Genomic DNA, 17,073 nt, shown 5'->3' with positions numbered 1-17,073 from the left:
GACGGCGGTGACGGCGGCGCGGGGCGCTGCGGCGGCGCTGCGGCGCGGGCAGGGGAACGCCTACCCCACCAGCGGCGGGAACTCGGTCAGCTTCGGGGTGCCGATGCGCAGGGACAGTTGCACCTCGCAGGGCTTACAGCCCTGGCTGATCTCCACGTCGGACTGCACCGACATGTACATGTAGGTTTCCACGGCATCCCAGCCGGTGATGTTCATGAGCAGGCGCTGCATCTCCTTAGATGCGCACACGAGCGCCTCGTTGTACTCCTGGGCACTGGCGTTCACGTACCACTTGCCCGCCGGGCCGAACGTCTCCAGCACCGGCCAGTTCAGCTCGAAGTTCTTCAGCACGTTCACGCGGACGGTGATCTGCGCGGCAATCTCGATGCCGGTGCCGCACAGTTCGGCGTCGCCCATGGTGGCGTGCACGTCGCCCATCTGCAGAAGCGCGCCGGGAACGCGCACGGGGAAATACAGACGCGTACCCTTGGTGATGAGCTTGTTGTCCATGTTGCCGCCGTAGTTGCCCACGAAACCGTCGGCGGGCGCGCCCTCAGCGGGCGCGGTGCCGATGACGCCGATCATGGGGTTGATGGGGAAGCGCACGCCGTTGAAGTCGGCCATGCCTCCCTCGATCTTGATCTTCTTCGTGCGGTAGTCGGTGCCCTCGAACAGAGGCCCGCAATGGTCGTCAGTGGCGATGGTGCCCTCGTCGGCCACCTGAATGTCGTAGATGTCCACGACAAGCACGTCGCCCACCTCGGCCCCTTCCACGTACACCGGGCCGGCGGCGGGGTTGGTGATGTTGTAGGAGAAGTCCATGTCCTTCATAGTGACCGTCTCGTCGGTCAGGCGGCCCGAGAAGCAATCGAGCGTGTTGAATTGCAGCACCTCGCCCGGCTGGGCGGTGTAGCATGGCGGGTTGTCCTTCGAGAACGCGTACACCTTGTCTTCGATGATTTGCACGGTTTCCTCCTCTGCTTGCGCGACGGCGCGCTGCTCTTTTCGCGCGCCGGTTCCATCATACCCCGCCTGAGTCAAACCGCAACCCACGCCGTATCTTCTTGTTTTGTTCCCCTAGGGGGAGTGCCCTTGATCGCAGGAATAGTCCGTAGGGGGCGACCTTGATCGCCCCTCCTCAAGCTCGCTCGTCTCTCCTGATGAGGGCTGACCAAGGTCAGCCCTTACGGAGGGGGCGCAGGGCCTACTCGTGCAGGCGGGCCTTCGCGGTTATCTCGGTCGGGGTGATCTTCCACACGAGCGTGCGTGATAGCTCCTCAGCCAGGGCGGCCTCGAAATGCTCGAGGTTCTCGGCGGCGTAGCGCTCGGCGACGGCCCGCAGGGCGGCAATGCGCTCGGCATCGTCGGTCACCTCGGCGACGGTGCCGCGCACCACGGCGCTGGCGTACTCGGTGGAGTACGCCTCGGGCAGCGGCACCACATCGCGCACGCCGACGAGGCACACATCAGGGTGCTTGCGTAAAAGCTTCGATTTCGTGCCGTGCTTGGCGGAATGGAAGTAGATGACGCCATCGAGCACGGCGGGGGACACGGGAATGCCGTAGGGCAACCCTTCGTCATCGGTGGTTGAAAGCACGGCGTAGGGGCACGTCTCAAGCACGCTCCAACCGAACTCCTCGCTCTGCTCGCGGTCTTTCCTGCGCATGGAAGCCCCTTTCTTCGGGTCGGTGGATTCCGCATCGGCGGATGCTGCCCGCATTATAGCGCGTGCCGCTCGCCGAGTGGGAATGTGCCATGTTCCACGTGAAAACAGAGAGAATGCGGGCCTTCTGCAAACACTTTGCAGAAACTTAAGAAAATCGTTTATGAAGAAATCTTCTCAGTTACGCAGAACGTGCTAGAGTGGCTGAGGCTGGTGACATCAAAGGGGATACGCACATGGCTTTGCGAAGAAGTGTGCTCTCCTACCTTGAAGACGATGCGGCGCGACATTCTGGGCGTTGCGCGGTGATCGACGAGGGAGGGAGCTGCACCTATGGACAACTGTACCTACGGACCCGCAAGGTGGGAAGCGCGTTGGCGGAGTTAGGCGCGCGTCACCGGGCGGTGGTCGTTTATATGGAAAAGGGCATCGATGCGCTCAGCGTCATGTTCGGCGCGCTGTGCGCGGGCGGATTTTACGTCCCCGTGGATCCGCAGGTGCCCGCTGAGCGATTGGCGCGCATCGTCGGGGTCTTGCAGGATCCGCTCGTTATTGCCGATGAACTCACGCTCGATACGGCCGAGAAAGTCGACGAAAGCACCGGGTTGTCGAAGGTTCTTCTCGCCGAAGATCTTCTTAGTCACCCCGTGGACGAGGCGCTGCTTGCGTGCGCCCGCGCGGGTGTTATCGATTCCGATCCCGCGTACGTGCTGTTCACCTCTGGCTCTACCGGCACACCCAAAGGCGTTGCCGTCAGCCATCGCGCGATCATCGATTTCATCGACGACTTCGTGCGCTTGTTCGGTTTCGAGGAAACCGATCGCGTGGCCAACCAGGCTCCCTTCGATTTCGATGTGTCGGTGAAGGACATCTACGGCGCCTTGGCCTGCGGTTGCACGCTGGTGGTGGTGCCGCGCGCGCTGTTCTCCCAGCCCGCCGCGCTGGTGTCCTATTTGGAAAAGAAGCAAGTCACGATCATGACCTGGGCGGTGGCAGCGCTTTGTCTCATCACGAGCCTGCACGGGCTTGAGGGGCAGACGCTCTCATCGGTGCGCCGGGTCATGTTCAGCGGCGAGGTTATGCCCGTCGACCATTTGCGCACGTGGATGGATCACCTGCCCGAGGCCGTCTTCGTGAACCTCTACGGTCCCACCGAGGTCACCTGCAACTGCCTCTACCACATCATCGATCGCGATCGCGCCTATGGTGAGGGAATCCCCCTCGGGGTCGCCTTCCCGAACCGCCAGGTGCTGCTCGTCGGCGAGGATGGCTCCCTGGTGACCGAGCCTGGCGTGACGGGAGAGATCCTCGTGCGCGGCGTGTCGCTCGCCTTGGGGTATGTGGGCGACGAGGAGCGCACGGCAGCGGTGTTCACTCAGAATCCGCTCCATCGCCGGTTCCCCGACCGCGTTTACCGCACGGGCGATTTGGGCGCTTACAGCGAGTCGGGGGAGTTGTTCTACCGCGGCCGCAAGGACAACCAGATCAAGCACCAAGGGCATCGGGTGGAACTAGAGGAAGTGGATCTGGCCATAGAGGCGGTGCCCGGCGTGACGCGCTGCCGTTGCGTCTACGACAAGGAGAAGAAGCGCCTCATCGCATTCTACGAAGGTACAGCCGACGCGGCTTCGCTGCGGGCGCACGCCTTGGAGACGCTGCCGCCCTTCATGATGCCCACGAAGATCCTGCCCATCGAGGCGATGCCGCTCACCAAGAACGGGAAGGTGGATCGCGCCGCGCTGCTGGCGCTGAGCCGCGAGGCTGCCGCCCGTCGCCGCGCCCGGACGAAGAAGCGGGAGAAAGACCTATGAACGATACCCAGTTGATGACCCTCGCCCGCGAATACGGCACGCCGCTCTACCTGTTCGAGCAGACGGCGTTGCGCGATCGTGTGACGCTTTTGCGGGAATGTCTGCCGGCGCGGGCCGAGCTCTGCCTCGCTATCAAGGCGAATCCCTTCGCGCTTCCTATCATCCGGCCCTACGTGCATCGGTTGGAGGTGTGCTCGCCGGGCGAGCTGAACATTTGCGAGGCCTGCGGTACGGCCCCGGAGGAAATCGTTCTTTCGGGCGTGTACAAAGACGAGGCCATGGTGCGCCACGCGCTGTCCTTCGGCGATATCCACCGCTACACCGTGGAATCGCTCGCTCAGTTCGAGCTGCTGCGCCGCCTCGCTCAGGAGGCCGGCCGTCGCTTGCCGGTGTTGCTGCGACTTACCTGCGGAAGCCAGTTCGGGATGGATGCCGACGATATCCGCGCTCTTGTGGCCGCTGCCCGTGATGATGCGTGGATCGATGTTCGCGGCTTGCAGCAATTCTCCGGTACGCAGAAGACCTCGCTTCGCCGGGTGGAACGCGAGCTGGCCCGCGCCGATGCGCTCATGGCCGAGCTGGAAGAGACCTGCGGGTTCGTCTGCCGCGAGTTCGAATACGGCCCTGGCCTTCCCGTCGATTACTTCGACGCGCCCGACCCGGCCGCCGAGCGGGCGTTCCTCGAGCAGCTGGGCGACAAGCTGGACGCCATGGCCTTCCAGGGCCCGCTCACACTGGAAATCGGCCGCGGTCTTACCGCGTGCTGCGGCACGTACCTCACGACGGTCGTCGACGCGAAGACGAACCAAAAGGTGAACTACGCCATTGTCGACGGCGGCATTCACCACCTCACCTATTACGGCGGTGCCATGGCCATGAAGCAGCCCCCGGTGCGTTTTCTGGAAGAAACCGACGGCAACGGGAAGCGGTGCGAGGCGGTGTCTCCCGCAGCGGCGATTGACGACGCCGAGGCGAGCGCCGAATCTTGGACGATCTGCGGGTCGCTCTGCACCACCAACGACATCCTCGTGAAGTCGCTGCCGGTGCGCGATATGCATCCGGACCGCGTGCTCGCCTTCGAGCGTGCCGGCGCCTACTGCATGACCGAGGGCGTGTCGCTGCTGCTGTCCCGTGAGCTCCCCGCCATTGTGCTGGCGGACGAGACCGGGACGACCCACCTGGCCCGCCCCCATACCCGCACCGACCCCTTGAACACTCCAGCCGTTGTTCCGTAAAGCACCCGTGATTCGGAACTGAGGGGCGACCAAGGTCGCCCCCTACGGAGGAGGGCGACTAGCTTTATTCCCCCGTAGGGGCTGACCTTGGTCAGCCCTCCCAAGCAAGACCCTGTTCGCGAAAGCGAAGCGGCTATAACCATAAGTAAAAGCGCCCGACGAGAAAGGACCATTATGGAAGAGCGCGAGACCATCCTGGATATTCTGGACGAACTGGCTCCTGGAGCCGAGGTGGAAGGCTGCACGACGCTCGTGGACGACCGCGTGCTGGACTCGCTGACCATCGTGGCGCTCGTGGCCGAGCTGGAGGACGCCTTCGACATCACCATTCCCGCCGTGGAAGTGGTCGTAGAGAACTTCAACTCCGTGGACGGCCTCACCGCTATGGTCAAGCGCCTCGTGGAAGATCAGCTCGACTAGCCCCGACTGATCTCGACGAGTCCCAGCTGAGCGAGCCCCGCTTCGTCCCGACTCGTCTCGCATTGCCGAACGTTTCCGACCGAAAAGACCTATGACCTCATATTTCTCCTTCATATTTCTGGCGGCGTTTCTTCCCGTCGTCGTAGTGCTGTACGCTGTTGCCCCGCGCCGTACCCGCTGGGTGGTGCTGCTTATTGCCAGCTACGTGTTTTCTTCTGGTTGTCGCGCACGCTTATCTTGGCGCTGTGGGTATCCACGCTGTCCATCTACCTCACCGGCTTGGGGTTGGGCGCGCTCATCCGCCAGCGCGATGCTGCTGTGAAAGCCGTCAAGTCCGGCAAGCGCGAGATCCGCGCCCGCTACGCCCGGAAGATGAAGCTCGTGTTGGCGGCGGGCCTCGTTGTGAACTTCGGGCTTCTGGCCGCTTTCAAGTACTTGGCCTTCTTCGGCTCCATCATCGACGGCGCTTGCGCGGCGGTGGGCATCCCGCTGAATCTGGAGCTGCCCGTCTGGGCCGCCCCTATCGGCATCTCGTTCTACACCCTGATGGCCGGCTCCTACCTGATCGATGTGTTCCGCGGCACGGTGGCCCCCGATCGCAATCTGGGCCGTGTGGCGCTGTTCCTCGGCTACTTCCCTCAGATTATGGAGGGACCCATTTGCCGTTACGGCCAGACGGCTGACGCCCTTCTGGCCGGCGAGCCGGTGACGCGGCCGAACTTGTATGCGGGCAGCTTGCGGATGCTGTGGGGCCTGGCGAAGAAGATGATCGTCGCCGACCGCCTGAATGCCTTCGTGAAGCCGGTGTTCGCCGACTACACCTCCTACGACGGTACGGTGATTGCCGTGGCGGCGGTGCTCTATACCCTGCAGTTGTACTGCGACTTCTCCGGCACCATGGACGTAGCCCTCGGCATGAGCCGCATCTTCGGCATAAGTCTGCCCGAGAACTTCCGCCAGCCGTTCTTCTCGCGCACCGCCTCGGGATTCTGGCAGCGCTGGCACATCACTTTGGGCACTTGGCTGCGCGACTACATTTACTACCCCGTCTCGCTTTCCAAACCGATGAAGAAGCTGACGAGCAAGGCGCGCAAACGTTTCGGCAACCGCTACGGGCCGCTGCTCGCCTCGTCGGCAGCTCTTTTGTGCGTATGGCTCGGCAACGGCCTGTGGCACGGTGCGGGCTCGCAGTACATCTTCTTCGGTATGTACTACTTCGTGCTCATTGTGGCCGGCAGCCTCATCGATCCGACGGCGGCCCGTCTGGCCGAGCGGCTGCACATCAGTCGCGAGTCTGTGGGCTATCGCGCGTTCCAGATTGCGCGTACGCTCGTGATCATCGTGGTGGGCGAGCTGTTCTTCCGCGCCGAGGGGCTCGATGCGGGGCTCGCCATGTGCGGTGCCATGTTCACCGATTTCGTGCCGGCGACCCTGACCGACGGAACCCTTCTGGGCATTGTGTCGAGCGGCATCAGCATGGATATGCACGATTTCGGCGTTGTGATAGCATTCACCGCTCTCTTGCTGGTGGTTGACATTCTGCGCGAGCGCGGAATCGCTATCTGCGACACGGTGGGCACGTGGAGGATCCCGGCGCGCTGGGCCGTGTGGTACGCGCTGTTCTTGGCGGTAATCATCTTCGGGGCTTACGGCACGGCCTACGCTCCCGTGGATCCGATGTACGCCCAGTTCTAATGCGCAGAAGGGCCACCTCGAAGGTTGTTCTCCGTAGGGGCAGACCTTGGTCTGCCCTCCTCAGGTGAGGTTATCCGCTTGAGGAGGGGCGACCAAGGTCGCCCCCTACGGGAAAGGGAAGTCCTGCTGTTAGGTACGATTGAACGAGGAAGACGATGGAAGAGAAACGCGATACGGAAAACCTCATAGCGTCGGACACGGCGGCGGCTCCTATTACCCCTATGGAAGAGGTGGACGTTCCCGCCGCCGCGACCCCTCTTGGGCGCAGCCGTGTGCGCTCGCTTGCTCGCAGCGCCGGCGCGCTTCTGGCCTTCGCGATGGTGGGCCTTCTCGTGCTGTACGGGGCGTCGCGCGTCTTCGAGCCGAAGAACAACGGCGGCGTGGGAGGCCTGAACGCGGCGCACCAGGCCGCCGAGGCCTTTCTCGGCGAGCCGGAGAACTCTCTGGATGCGCTGTTCATCGGCGACTCGGAAACCTACAGTGCGCTTTCCCCTGTGGAAATTTGGAAGGACGCGGGCATTCCCTCCTACACCTGCGCCATTGGCAAGCAGTACCTCACCTATTCGAAGTCGCTGCTCAACCGGGCGCTCGCGGTGCAGAATCCGAAGGTGGTCATGATTGAGGGCAACTCGCTTTTTCGACCCTTCGACGAGCAGAAGCTCGTTAAAACGGCCGTGAAGGACGCCTTCCCCATCTTTGAGCGTCACGATCGATGGAAGGCGCTCACTCCGGAGGACTTCGTTGCCGCGCCGGAGAACACCTGGGTCGACGACATGAAGGGCTTCCGTCTGAAGTGGGGAATACGGCCGGCGGATGCCTCGAAGTATATGGCTTCTGACGAGCGGGTGCAGGAGGTGCCCGAGCTTACGATGACCGTGTTGCGCCAGATGGCTGACGCCTGTCACGCCGACGGTGCTCAGATGGTGCTCATCGCGACGCCTTCCACGAAGAACTGGTCTCAGGCGCGCCACAACGGCATGGTGAAGGTGGCCGAGGAGCTGGGCATCGATTGGATCGACTTGAATACGGGCGACGATGAGGTGGCCATCGACTGGGACACCGACACGCGCGACTACGGGGATCATTTGAACTACTACGGGGCCACGAAAGCCTCCCGCGCAGTGGCGGATATCCTGCGCGATCGCTACGGCTTGCAGGATCATCGCGCCGACGTCGGCGATACCTACCATCATTGGGATCGTGCCGTGCGCGCCTACGAGCGCCAGATTGAGGAAGCCGAGCATTTCAATGCGACGTGCTTGGCACCCCTTGGCAGCGATTTGCGCGCCACCTTGCCCCTGGAGGGGTAGGGGAAGCGAACGGGGGCGGTTGGAGGGATTCTCTGCCCTCAGGCACGCCCTTTGCCGCACGTTTCTGAAGCGGCCCTCGAGGTGCGCTGCGGCAAATTCAACGTGAAAAAGTCATCAATGTTTAACTTATGGAACGGGATCGTTTCCGCTCTTTTCTAGGGGATATGTGGTTGAATGCCTATCCCCCTTTTGGTACAGTTGCTATGAAAGTCTAGCAATATACTAGACATTGATGGAACCACGAATGCCGGTGACGAGCCGGCCCCGATTGAAATGAGATTTCACGTGAAAACGCTGCTTACTTTTGCTTCGCGATCTTGTGCTGCGCTGAAAGGTCGCCTTAGCGTGCCGGTGATGGCCGGCGTTCTCGCCCTTGCCCTTGCTGCGGCACCGCTTCCGGCGATGGCCGATGAGGAGGCGACGCAAACGGTCACCATCTACCATTTCGAGCTCGTGCACTACGACGACCCGACGCTCGAAGATTGGGGCGTTCCTGAGCTGACCGGTACGCGTCTGCTCGGCACCACGACGGTGGAGGGCTTGAAGCCGGGCGACGTGGTGAAGGCATGGGATCACGTGGGCACCACTCCCGGATTCGCCTTCTTCGATGGCTGGCCGCGCGAGCTGACCGTGTCGGAAGATCCGTCGAAGAACGCCATTCGGCTGAATTACTTCCGCCAGTCCAGCGATGTGACGGTGAACTACTACGAGGCGTCTTTGCTGGATGCCACGGCTTCGATGCCGCTGTACAGCCACACGGTGGTCGAGACGATCGGCGATCATACGGTCGGGTTCACGAAGATGGGCAGCGAGGTACGTAGCAACGAGCTGTTCGCCGATGTTCTAACGGGCGACGAGCTGGCCGAGGCGACCGAGCCCGTTGACGGCTTGGCCTATGTGGGCAGCTACCCCGAGGACGTGTTTGTGAACATGGACTCTTCGAAAAATGAGATCAATCTCGTCTACACGCGCCCTGTCGTGCGGCCCGATGAGATTGAAGTGGGAACCGAATCGGCGGATACGCCCGACGGTCCGGGTGCGGGCGAGACGCCTGATGCTCCCGAAACGCCCGAAACGCCGGGAACGCCGGACGTGACGCCCGACGGGCCCTCGAACGGTGACGCGGACGATGGGAGCAATACACCGGGCACGCCAGGTGGCTCCTCGAGTGGCAGTTCGGATGCGAGCAAGCCGAACACGGGGGCGACTTCCAATGGCGGCAGCCAGGGCACCCAGGTGATCGACGAGGCTGCGGCGGGGAATGCCAATCATGCCGAAGCGGAGGCCGCTTCCAAAGACGGCGTGCTGACGCTTCCCCAGACGGGCGATGAGAAGGGCCTGGTGTTCGCCGTGATCCTTCTCGTGAGCGGCGTTGCCGCCGTTGGGGCCGCCATGGCGTTTCGCAAGATTCGCCGTTAGCGTGCGTTTCTTCGTTGTACACTCTGGGAGGCAATCTTCTAAGAGGAAGCAATGATGACGGTGACGAATCAGGCGCGCTGCGAGCAACATTACGAGCAACGCTATGAGCAATGGGCGGCTCCCCTGCGGGGCCGCCCTGGCGTTGTTCGGGCGCTCAACATCGTCAACCACGGCATCGTGGTGGTGTTCTACGGGGCCTATGCGCTGTTGCTCGGGTGGGCCTGCGTGAGCGATCCGTGGAAGCTGGCTCCCCTCGTCGGCGTCACCGCCGTGGCGTTCGCCGCAGTGAGTTTCTTCCGGAGGCGGTTCAATGCGCCGCGGCCCTACGAGTGCTGCTCCATCGCGCCGCTCATTGCTCGCGATGGCGCGGGCAAGTCGTTCCCGAGCCGTCATGCCTTCTCGGCCTTCGCCATCGCGGCAAGTTGGTTTGCGGCCAGCTCGCCCATTGCCGTCGTGCTGCTGGTCGCGGCCGGTGCGCTCGCGGTTTGCCGCGTTCTCGGCGGCGTGCACTTTCCGCGCGACGTTGTTGCCGGCGCCTTCATCGGCTCTGCCACGGGTGCGCTTGCTGCTTTTCTGGCGGTGCTGCTCTAAAGGCTTGACCTGGGGTTTGCAACCAAAAGGCGCCTGCTCGTTGCGAAAATTGATGCCGAAAGTTGGTAGAATGCACCCTGAGTGACAGGTAAAGTGGTCGTTGTTGATCAACCGAACTTGTCCTTTGGGGAAGGCGACGACTGACGGCGCGGGCTTCTGCGGCACCTGGGATCCGACGCCGAACGCCTTCCCTCCTTTAAAGAAAGTAGGCCCATCATGAGCTTCCGCGACAATCTTCAGCATCTTCGCGCTACCCATGCGATGACCCAGGAGCAGCTGGCCCTCATGCTTGGCGTCAGCCGTCAGTCCGTCACGAAATGGGAGGCCGAGAAGTCCTATCCCGAAATGGACAAGCTGTTGAAGCTGTGCCAGATATTCGACGTGACGTTGGACGACCTTGTGCAGGGCGATCTGACGACCGGCGTGCCCACGGCCGCTGTGCAAGCGCGCGCCGCCGTTCTGCGCGAGGCCGCCGGTGGGCCGCCCCAAGATGTGTGCGGCTACGACGAGCACATGCGCGCCTTCGCATGGAAGATCGCCTGGGGCGTGTTCGCTATTCTCATCGGTGTGGCGCTTCTCATGGCCGTGGCCGGTTGGGCCGAGGCGACAGCGCCCTCTCTTGCGGGCGCGAGCCTCATCCCCCTGTTCGCGGGCATCGCCGTCGGTCTCGGCCTTATCGTAACAGCTGCTTTTCAACATACGGAGTTTCAGCGTAGCCACCCCTTCATCCAGGATTTCTACACGGTGGAAGATCGTCAGCGCACCCAGCGTCTTTTCGCGTGGCTGCTTGTAGCGGGCATTGCGCTCGTTTTTACGGGCATCGTGCTTACGGCTTTGACCGACTCCTTGAGCGAATTTGTTCAGACCGAGGCGGCCGCGCTCATGATGGGGCTCATTGCGGTCGGCGTGTGGTGCATCGTATACGGTTCCATGATGCTCGGCCGGCTGAACATCGCCAACTACAACGATGCGCGCGAGCAGGCGATTGCTGAAAGCGACGAGGGTAAAGTCATTGCGAACTCCGACGCGGCGGCCCTGCGCGCGATGTACACCGACGAGCAGATCTGCGCGCTGCTCGGCGTGTCCGAGGCGTCCGATGAGGAGATCGAGCGCGCCCGCGCCCGTATCGAGCGCAAGCGCCGCAAGGATCAGCTTACCAGCGGCTTGTGCGCCTGCATCATGATCGTCGCGACCATTGCCGGCTTGGTCATGCTGTTCGTGCCCGAGTACGAGACGCCGTACTTCTGGCTCGCGTGGGCCATCGGCGGCCTGCTGTGCGCTGTGGCTGCCATCGCGGTCGGCTCCTTCGTGAAGGATCAACCGAGCCGATAGAGCTCGCGTTCCCCGCTGCATCCCCCCCCTATCGCGCATCCCACTGTAGGGGCTGACCTCGGCCTGCCCTCCCAGTCCCCAACGTAGGGGCTGGCCTCGGTCAGCCCTTCCGAGCGCGTTTTGCTCGCATGACAAAAAAAGGGGCGACCAAGGTCGCCCCCTACGGAAGATACGGAAAACGAATGAGCTGCGAGTGCCCCTTCGAAACGGTTTACAGCGCGGCGGCGATGACTTCGCCCAGGCGCTGGATGCCGTCGCGGATGGTCTCCTCGTCGGCGTTGGTGAAGTTCAAGCGCATGGTGGAGCGCGCGCCCGGCTCGGGGTAGAACGGGTCGCCCGGCACGAAGGCCACGTTGCGCTCAAGCGCCTTCGGGAACAACTCCATGGTGGAAATGCCCTCGGGCAGCGTCGCCCAGAGGAACATGCCGCCCTCGGGCTTGGTGAAGCTTACCTCGGCGGGGAAGAACTCGGCCATGGCGTCGGTCATCGCGCGGGCCTGGGTGCGGTACAGCTCGCGGATCTTCACCAGGTGCTCGTCCAGGTCATTGTGACGCAGGTAGTCGAGCACCACGAACTGAGCGAACACGTTGGTGTGCAGGTCGGCGGCCTCCTTGGCGGTGTTGAGCGCCTTCAGCAGGTCGTGATCCTTCGTGAGCAGGTACCCCATGCGGAAGCCGGGGGTGACCGTCTTCGAGAACGAACCCATGATCACGCCGTGGGGCAGCGCGGTGCCGCCGATGTAGGGCAGCGAGTCGCCCTCGAAGCGCAGCTCGCCGTAGGGGTCGTCCTCCACTACCACGATGTTGCGGCCGGCCAGCACCTCGCGCACCTGCTCGCGATTCTCGGCGGTGTAGGTGAGGCCCGTGGGATTCTGGAAGTTCGGGATGAGGTAGATCATCTTCGCGCCGGCATCGAGCGCCGCGTTCAGCTCGTCGATGTTCAGGCCCTCTTCGGTCAGCTCCACCTCGCGGAAGACGGGCTGCTGCAGCGCGAACGCCTGGATGGCAGCCAGGTACGTGGGCTTTTCCACGATGACGCCGTCGCCCTTGTCCAGCAGCACCTTGCCGAGCAGATCGAGCACCTGCTGCGAGCCGGTGGTCACGAGCACGTCCTCTTCGGTGTAGTCGGTGCCGAAGCGGTGGTTGTAGCGCTCGGCGATCCAGGCGCGCAGCTCGGGCACGCCGGCGGTGACGGAGTACTGGAAGGCCTCCGGGCCGCGCTCGGCCACCACGCGCTGCATCGATTCCAGCAGCTTTTCCTGTGGGAAGGAAATGGGGTTCGGCAGGCCGCCGGCGAAGGAGGTCACCGCAGGATCGGACGCGGCGGCCAGAATGGCGCGCACGAACGACGGCGGCGTGTTGGTGATGCCGTCAGACAGAAGCTCGTCGATGGGGAATTCCCCGACGGTCTCGGTGGTTTCGGTCGCGATGGTCTCGTTGGTCATGGTTGTTGCCTCCGCTCGGTTGAAAGCGCTTCGTCGATGGCGTTGCGTTCGTTGACTAATCTGCTCTTCCATTTTTCCACGAACCGGTCCGCGTGCAACCATTATTTCGGCTTACGTGTAGAAGTGCTCCGCTTAGGGCAGCTTCACCGCCGTCCTCGCCGATCACGCCTTCACCGCCCGAGTCAGCGAACGCATGCTCCTTGGCTCCTCATAAAAGACAAAGCATGAAGCGTCGACAGAAGCCATCTATTTGCCATGCAAACGTAATCCCTCGAAGGAGTGGGCTCACTTCCGCCTCGGCATGGGCTTGGGATCCTAGAACGTCTCCCAATGCACCTTCCCCGGCAGCGCTTCGTCGAAGGGGCGGCGCGGGGCTTCGACTTCGGGCATGCCGAGGGAGAGGATGGCCTCCAGCTGGTAAGGAGCCGGCACTTTCAGGAGGTTCGCGACGAACTCGTGGGTCGAGCGTCCGTCGGCCGCCTGGCGCAGACGGCCCTGAATCCAGCAGCTGCCCACACCCGAGGCTGCCGCCTCCAGCTGCATGTTCGCCATGACGATGGAGCAGTCCTCCACCCAGGTGTCGGCGAGTGTCGGGTCGGCCACCACGACGATGGCCGCGTCGGCTCCGGTGAGCATGCCCGCGCCCTGCTCGCGGCATTCGGCCAGATCGTCCAGCATGGCTCGGTCGCGCACGACGATGAGTTCCCACGGCCGCCGCGAGCGCCCCGATGCCGAGCGCAGCGCCGCCTCCAGAATGCGGTCGAGCAGCGCTTGCGGCACCGGCTCGCCGGAATAGCGGCGCAGGCTGCGGCGGCGCGCCATGGCGTCCAGCACGTCCACGCCGGCCTGGGGCGCGAACTCGGCCTTATTCGGCAGAATTTCCAGCCAGCAGCCGTCGGGGTCTTCGATGAAGTACAGCCCCATGGCCTCGTTCACGTGGCAAATGCAGCCCATCTCCTCATGCAATGCGCGGGCCGCTTCGTAGTCGTCCACGATGAAGGCCAGGTGCGAGTCGCGGCCGCCATTGTCGTAGGGCTCGGTGCGCCCGCGGTTCCAGGTGAGTTCCAATTGGAAGCCCGAGGCGTCGCTGCCCATGAACACGTTGGTCCACGAGCCGTCCTCGGGCCCCATGCGGCGAATCTCGGTCATGCCGAGCGCCTTCTCGTAAAACGCGATCGACTTCTCCAAATCCAGCACATGCAGGCACCGGTGAATAGCTTTCCCGTCCATGCGATTCCTTTCTCAAGTGTTCGCGAAGATATGAGTCCGCTGGCATTTTAGCCTGAGGATTGGCTCTCTACGACTTCGTCGTGAACTGGTTGCGGCACTTCGGGCACGTGATCTTCAGCGTGCCCTTGCCCTTGGGCACCGAAAGCGACTGGCCGCACTGCGGGCACTTCAGGAACTTGGTCGTCTTGCGCTGATCCCACCGCGTGTTGAAACGAGCCCAGGCAGCGCGTGGTTTGGCCGTGAGTGCGATGTAGCGGGCGTTTTCCCGAGCGCGGGCGGCAATATTGCGCGAGAAGCAGCGGAACATGAAGTACAACAGGAACACCATGCCGATAAGCGAGCAAATGCCCAGGCCGGTGACGATTTCCAGGAACGTGAACAGCACGCCCATCCACAGCGACGCGCGCGCCAGCGCATCCGGCCCGTTGCGCCCCGCCATGAAGTTCGCCAACTTATACGGCAGATTTTGGAAGAAGTTGCTCATAGGTGCCTCCTTGGCTGTTCGACAGGCACCTTATCATGGGCACAAATGGTTGCATGAAACAATTATCAAACTGGCATAACTGCAACATCTCTTGATATCGTGCTGCTGAGAAGGCTTTATTGCTGGGCCGTCGAAACCCCGTAGGGGCGGACTTTAGTCCGCCCTCGTGTTCCGATAGTGGCTACGTCTGGGGTCGGGGGGGGGTGACTAAAGCCGCCCTCTGCGTCCTCTGCGGGAAGACCGATCAACCATGTCGAAATATGTGTTTCTTCTCGAATGGGAAAAGGTGCGCTATAATTCCCTTCACGCATGCGGGCGTCGCCAAGTGGTAAGGCCCAAGCTTCCCAATCAATTTCACGCCCGATTTTTCAGGAAACTCACAAAACAGACAATCACAAAAAACCAGTTCAAAGGCGTACTTTTCGACACGCCTTTGTTTTTCCATCCGTTCGGGAAACAGGAGAAACGCGCGTTTTTGACGAACTTTTGACGAACGTGCGCATTCTCGACCCCGCCGGACCATGCAACAGGGGCTTCGTTTGTGTTCGTTTCGTGGCCGCATCGTCGCTACCTGCCCTGCGAACCATTGGAGACCGCCTATGAGCAGGTGCAAAGTCGTAGCGATAGCAAATCAGAAAGGCGGCACGGGCAAGACGACCACCGCCGCAAGCCTCGGCGTGGCGCTCGCCATGAGCGGGAAGCGCGTTCTGCTAATAGATGCCGACCCGCAGGGCGACCTCACCGCATCGCTCGGCTGGCGCAATCCCGACGAGCTGGAAACCACGTTGGCGACCCATTTGGAGGCGGTCGCCCGCGACGAGCCGCTGGAACCCGATGCCGGGATATTGAAGCACCCCGAGGGCGTTGACCTGATGCCCGCGAACATCGAGCTGTCGGGCACAGAGGTGGCGCTCGTCACCGCCATGAACCGCGAGCGAACGCTCAAAGCATGGCTCGACGAGGCCAAGCGCGGCTACGACTACGCCCTCATAGACTGCATGCCGTCCCTCGGCATGCTCGCCGTCAACGCGTTGGCCGCCGCCGATTCCGTCATCGTGCCCGTGCAGGCGCAGTATCTTCCCGCGAAGGGCATGACCCAGCTCGTCAAGACGATAGGGCGCGTGAAGCGGCAGATCAACCCACACTTGGAAATCGAGGGCGTGCTGCTGACGCTCGTTGACGGCAGGACGAACCTCGCCAAGCAGATCGAGGCCTCGCTGCGCGAAGGCTACGGGAAGACGCTGCGCGTGTTCGGCGCCACCGTGCCCTTGGCGGTGAGGGCTGCGGAGACGAGCGCCTACGGAAAGAGCATCTTCCAACACGACGCGAAAAGCCCCGTCGCGGCGGCCTACGCGAAGCTGGCGGAGGAGGTGCTCGAAGATGCCCAGAGAAAGCGCGATACCCATCGACCTGCCGTCGCTCGATGACCTGTTCACCACGCAGGCCGAGCGCGACGAGGTGGGCTGCGAGAAAGTGGGGGTCATCCCCCTCTACATGATAGATCCCTTCCCGGACCATCCCTTCCGCGTCGATGACGACGCCTTGCGCGACATGGCCGAGAGCGTTTCCAGATTCGGCGTGCTCGTGCCCGCGCTCGTGAGGCCGAAGGAGAACGGGCGCTACGAGATGGTGAGCGGCCACAGGCGCAAGCGCGCCGCCGAGATGGCGGGGCTGGAGGCCCTTCCCGCCGTGGTTCGGGAGATGACCTACGACGAGGCGGTCATCGCGATGGTGGACGCGAACATCCAGCGCGAGAACGTGTTGCCGAGCGAGAAAGCGTTCGCCTACAAGATGAAAATCGACGCTCTGAGCCGGCAGGGGTACCGCTCCGACTTGACTTGTGCCCCAGTGGGGCACAAGTTGGCCAACGCACGCTCGCGCGACATTGTGGCGGAACAATCGGGGGAGAGCAAAAGCCAAGTACAGCGCTACGTCCGCCTCACGCACCTCAACCCCGATCTGCTCGACATGGTGGACGGCGGGTCGATGGCCATGCGCCCCGCCGTGGAGATCAGCTATCTGTCCGAAAGGGAGCAGGACGACCTGCTCGACGCCATGGGGATGGAGGCGTGCACGCCGTCCCACGTCCAGGCGATCAGGATGCGCAGGCTCTCGGAGCAGGGCGCGCTGTCGCGAGAAGCCATGGCGTCCATCATGGGCGAGCGCAAACCCAACCAGGTGGAACAGTTCCGCATCCCCCGCGAGAAGATAGAGCGTTTCTTCAAGCCCGGCACGAGCAGGGAGGCCGTGGAGGCCCGCATAGTCAAGGCGCTCGAGCTCTTAGAGCGCCACGAGAGGAAGCGCGCCCGCGAGCGCTGAGGCCCACCGACAGGCCAAGGGGGACGTGCGCCCTGATCCAGCATATGTTGCAACCAGGGCGTTTTCCGGGTTTCCCCCTCCCCACACCCCACCCCCTTCCGGGGATTACCAGCCGAAGAA

15 protein-coding genes are annotated in these 17,073 nt (G+C 62.9%); 10 read left to right on the top strand and 5 right to left on the bottom strand.

The window, feature by feature from the left end; genetic code table 11:
- Positions 1-60: 60 nt before the first annotated feature.
- Both ACW4LP_RS09120 and ACW4LP_RS09115 read right to left on the bottom strand, forming a co-directional pair.
- On the bottom strand, positions 61-966 hold the full coding sequence (locus tag ACW4LP_RS09120; RefSeq protein ID WP_041714237.1) for an acetamidase/formamidase family protein: 906 nt from the start codon (positions 964-966) through the stop codon (positions 61-63).
- A gap of 238 nt (positions 967-1,204) precedes the next feature.
- Positions 1,205-1,666, bottom strand: coding sequence for a pyridoxamine 5'-phosphate oxidase family protein (locus ACW4LP_RS09115; RefSeq protein ID WP_161128212.1), 462 nt, complete (start codon positions 1,664-1,666; stop codon positions 1,205-1,207).
- 233 nt (positions 1,667-1,899) lie between these two features.
- On the opposite strand from ACW4LP_RS09115, the gene ACW4LP_RS09110 reads away from it, so the two are divergent.
- The 8 genes from ACW4LP_RS09110 (at position 1,900) to ACW4LP_RS09075 (ending at position 11,476) form a co-directional block, all read left to right on the top strand.
- Positions 1,900-3,474 carry an amino acid adenylation domain-containing protein gene (locus tag ACW4LP_RS09110; protein ID WP_161128213.1) on the top strand — a complete coding sequence of 525 codons (1,575 nt, stop codon included), beginning with the start codon at positions 1,900-1,902 and terminating at the stop codon, positions 3,472-3,474.
- Positions 3,471-4,709, top strand: coding sequence for a diaminopimelate decarboxylase family protein (locus tag ACW4LP_RS09105; RefSeq protein WP_161128214.1), 1,239 nt, complete (start codon positions 3,471-3,473; stop codon positions 4,707-4,709). Before ACW4LP_RS09110 ends, ACW4LP_RS09105 begins: the two co-directional genes overlap by 4 nt.
- Before the next feature lie 174 nt (positions 4,710-4,883).
- Complete coding sequence (locus tag ACW4LP_RS09100; protein ID WP_161128215.1) at positions 4,884-5,129, top strand: phosphopantetheine-binding protein; 246 nt, start codon at positions 4,884-4,886, stop codon at positions 5,127-5,129.
- Positions 5,130-5,348: 219 nt separating this feature from the next.
- Positions 5,349-6,824, top strand: a complete 1,476-nt coding sequence (locus ACW4LP_RS09095; protein WP_455803744.1) for an MBOAT family O-acyltransferase — start codon at positions 5,349-5,351, stop codon at positions 6,822-6,824.
- Positions 6,825-6,979: 155 nt separating this feature from the next.
- Entirely contained in the window at positions 6,980-8,134 is a 1,155-nt protein-coding gene (locus ACW4LP_RS09090) for a hypothetical protein (RefSeq protein WP_161128217.1), read from the top strand.
- Between the two features lie 345 nt (positions 8,135-8,479).
- Positions 8,480-9,553: an LPXTG cell wall anchor domain-containing protein gene (locus tag ACW4LP_RS09085; RefSeq protein ID WP_161128218.1), complete on the top strand. Its 1,074-nt coding sequence runs from the start codon at positions 8,480-8,482 to the stop codon at positions 9,551-9,553.
- Positions 9,554-9,607: 54 nt separating this feature from the next.
- Positions 9,608-10,144: a phosphatase PAP2 family protein gene (locus ACW4LP_RS09080; protein ID WP_455803743.1), complete on the top strand. Its 537-nt coding sequence runs from the start codon at positions 9,608-9,610 to the stop codon at positions 10,142-10,144.
- 216 nt (positions 10,145-10,360) lie between these two features.
- Positions 10,361-11,476, top strand: coding sequence for a helix-turn-helix transcriptional regulator (locus ACW4LP_RS09075; protein WP_278981551.1), 1,116 nt, complete (start codon positions 10,361-10,363; stop codon positions 11,474-11,476).
- Positions 11,477-11,687: 211 nt separating this feature from the next.
- On the opposite strand, the gene ACW4LP_RS09070 is transcribed toward ACW4LP_RS09075, so the two are convergent.
- From ACW4LP_RS09070 to ACW4LP_RS09060, 3 genes are all read right to left on the bottom strand, one after another.
- On the bottom strand, positions 11,688-12,920 hold the full coding sequence (locus tag ACW4LP_RS09070) for an aminotransferase-like domain-containing protein (RefSeq protein ID WP_022738111.1): 1,233 nt from the start codon (positions 12,918-12,920) through the stop codon (positions 11,688-11,690).
- Positions 12,921-13,235: 315 nt separating this feature from the next.
- Positions 13,236-14,150: a nitroreductase family protein gene (locus ACW4LP_RS09065; protein ID WP_455803742.1), complete on the bottom strand. Its 915-nt coding sequence runs from the start codon at positions 14,148-14,150 to the stop codon at positions 13,236-13,238.
- 67 nt (positions 14,151-14,217) lie between these two features.
- Complete coding sequence (locus ACW4LP_RS09060) at positions 14,218-14,634, bottom strand: hypothetical protein (protein WP_278980878.1); 417 nt, start codon at positions 14,632-14,634, stop codon at positions 14,218-14,220.
- 599 nt (positions 14,635-15,233) lie between these two features.
- Between ACW4LP_RS09060 and ACW4LP_RS09055 the strand changes: the two genes are divergently transcribed.
- Together ACW4LP_RS09055 and ACW4LP_RS09050 are read left to right on the top strand one after the other, a co-directional pair.
- A complete protein-coding gene (locus tag ACW4LP_RS09055) occupies positions 15,234-16,061 on the top strand; it encodes a ParA family protein (RefSeq protein ID WP_009305540.1) in 828 nt (275 codons plus the stop codon).
- The gene (locus ACW4LP_RS09050; protein WP_455803741.1) at positions 16,015-16,953 is read left to right on the top strand and encodes a ParB/RepB/Spo0J family partition protein; all 939 of its coding nucleotides are present in this window, start codon (positions 16,015-16,017) and stop codon (positions 16,951-16,953) included. The genes ACW4LP_RS09055 and ACW4LP_RS09050 overlap by 47 nt, the downstream gene beginning before the upstream one ends.
- The last annotated feature ends 120 nt before the right edge of the window (positions 16,954-17,073 follow it).

Source organism: Adlercreutzia sp. CNCM I-6215 (assembly GCF_977072315.1).
This window is presented reverse-complemented; position numbering and strand designations above follow the sequence as displayed.

Coding starts and splice junctions, on each gene's coding strand:
- ACW4LP_RS09115 (WP_161128212.1), bottom strand. CDS start 1,666: ATGCGCAGGAAAGACCGCGAGCAGAGCGAGGAGTTCGGTTGGAGCGTG.
- ACW4LP_RS09110 (WP_161128213.1), top strand. CDS start 1,900: ATGGCTTTGCGAAGAAGTGTGCTCTCCTACCTTGAAGACGATGCGGCG.
- ACW4LP_RS09105 (WP_161128214.1), top strand. CDS start 3,471: ATGAACGATACCCAGTTGATGACCCTCGCCCGCGAATACGGCACGCCG.
- ACW4LP_RS09100 (WP_161128215.1), top strand. CDS start 4,884: ATGGAAGAGCGCGAGACCATCCTGGATATTCTGGACGAACTGGCTCCT.
- ACW4LP_RS09090 (WP_161128217.1), top strand. CDS start 6,980: ATGGAAGAGAAACGCGATACGGAAAACCTCATAGCGTCGGACACGGCG.
- ACW4LP_RS09080 (WP_455803743.1), top strand. CDS start 9,608: ATGACGGTGACGAATCAGGCGCGCTGCGAGCAACATTACGAGCAACGC.
- ACW4LP_RS09075 (WP_278981551.1), top strand. CDS start 10,361: ATGAGCTTCCGCGACAATCTTCAGCATCTTCGCGCTACCCATGCGATG.
- ACW4LP_RS09070 (WP_022738111.1), bottom strand. CDS start 12,920: ATGACCAACGAGACCATCGCGACCGAAACCACCGAGACCGTCGGGGAA.
- ACW4LP_RS09065 (WP_455803742.1), bottom strand. CDS start 14,150: ATGGACGGGAAAGCTATTCACCGGTGCCTGCATGTGCTGGATTTGGAG.
- ACW4LP_RS09060 (WP_278980878.1), bottom strand. CDS start 14,634: ATGAGCAACTTCTTCCAAAATCTGCCGTATAAGTTGGCGAACTTCATG.
- ACW4LP_RS09055 (WP_009305540.1), top strand. CDS start 15,234: ATGAGCAGGTGCAAAGTCGTAGCGATAGCAAATCAGAAAGGCGGCACG.
- ACW4LP_RS09050 (WP_455803741.1), top strand. CDS start 16,015: ATGCCCAGAGAAAGCGCGATACCCATCGACCTGCCGTCGCTCGATGAC.